This window comes from Endozoicomonas sp. SESOKO4 (assembly GCF_024606275.1).
In genome coordinates this window covers 1-1,500 of record NZ_JAHHPS010000150.1, presented here as the reverse complement: position 1 = coordinate 1,500, position 1,500 = coordinate 1, and the positions used below count along the sequence as shown (strand labels likewise).

Annotated in this window: 1 protein-coding gene; it reads left to right on the top strand. The window is 49.5% G+C overall.

Annotation, left to right across the window (positions count from 1 at the left end):
- Positions 1–158 precede the first annotated feature (158 nt).
- A partial coding sequence (locus tag KDK16_RS02865) for a hypothetical protein (protein WP_257274586.1) occupies positions 159–1,500 on the top strand: 1,342 nt, incomplete at its 3' end.

The following is a 1,500-nucleotide window of genomic DNA, read 5'->3' as shown; positions in this document are numbered from 1 at the left end:
ATTTGATTCTGACCCACCTCCCGATCAGTTTCGTCTTTTGTTGCCGATCAATAAAAGACGATACCCGCCCCGGAAAACTGATCATGAAACACCTTTTTTTACCCTTACTTTTGCTCATCCCAGTGGCGGCATGGAGTGCCTGCCCAAGCTGGTCTGCTGTGCAGGCTGAAAAGCAGATCACTGCTCTGCACAAAGAAATCAAACACCACGACGATCTCTACTTCAACAAGCACTCTCCGGTCCTTACCGACCATGAATACGATGCGCTAAAAGCTCAACTGCAATCTCTGAAACACTGTTTTCCAGAACTGACACTCCCCGCTGTCGCTGAAGAGAATGCCGAAGGACAAGTCGATCATCGCGCCTTTATGGGTAGTTTGAAAAAAGCCCGGGACATTAACGACATCAAAAAATTCCTCAAAGAAGCCGGAAAGGAAAGCATTCTGGTTCAACCCAAGATAGATGGTGTTGCGGTTGAGCTGGTTTATCAGAACCGCAAACTGGTAGCCGCTTCCACCCGTGGCACAGGCGACAGAGGAGAGAATATTCTAGATGCAGTCAAACAGATGCCCATGATCCCGAAAGTGCTGAAAACGGAATACAATGACATTATCCTCCATGGAGAACTGTTTGCCCGTTTGAGTGAGACCGTCAGACATTCCACTTACAGCAGTGCCCGCCATTTTGTCTCCGGCCATATCAGTCGCAAAGAACTGGATGTTAGTTCACTGGACAGTATCGAGTTTTTCCCCTGGCGCTGGGTCAACAGCCCGTTTGAGAGCGACATAACGGTTATTAACACCCTGTACAGCTATGGCTTTGAACTGCCCGCCCGGTATACCGATCTGGTGAATACTCTGAAAGAGATAGAAAAAATCCGTCAAACCTACAGCAAACCCAGTGGTGAAGAACCCTTCCTGATGGACGGTATTGTTCTGAAACTGGACAACCTCGAGCTTCGCAAAAAACTGGGCTGGGACAGCCGCAGCCCTGCCTGGGCCATTGCCTGGAAATTCGCTTCAGACAGTGCGGTAACGGAAGTTAAGGGCGTTGATTTCAGAGTGGGACGAACCGGCCATATCACCCCGGTACTTCAGGTGGAACCGGTAGCAATCAGAGGGGAGACAGTCCGTCAGGTATCACTGGGCAGCATCAAAAACCTGACTGGGAAGGATATTGCTATTGGCGACCAGATTTCTGTTCAGCTGAAAGGTGCCGCTACACCCGTTTTTGGTCAGGTTGTTCTGAGACCGGAGCATCGCACCCAATCGACACCACCAGACCCGACAGGTTACGATGCCTTCTCCTGCCTGGAGTTGAAGCCCGGCTGTGAAGAACAGCTGACGGCAAGAGTAAAGTGGCTGGGGACAAGGTTGGATATTCCCTTCTTGCACGAGCCTCTGATTAAAAAACTGATGTTAAATAAAATTATCAGCCGCTTACCAGATAGTCTCAAAGCCCTGTCGAATCACAAACGAATACATCGAAAACGCAAGCTTG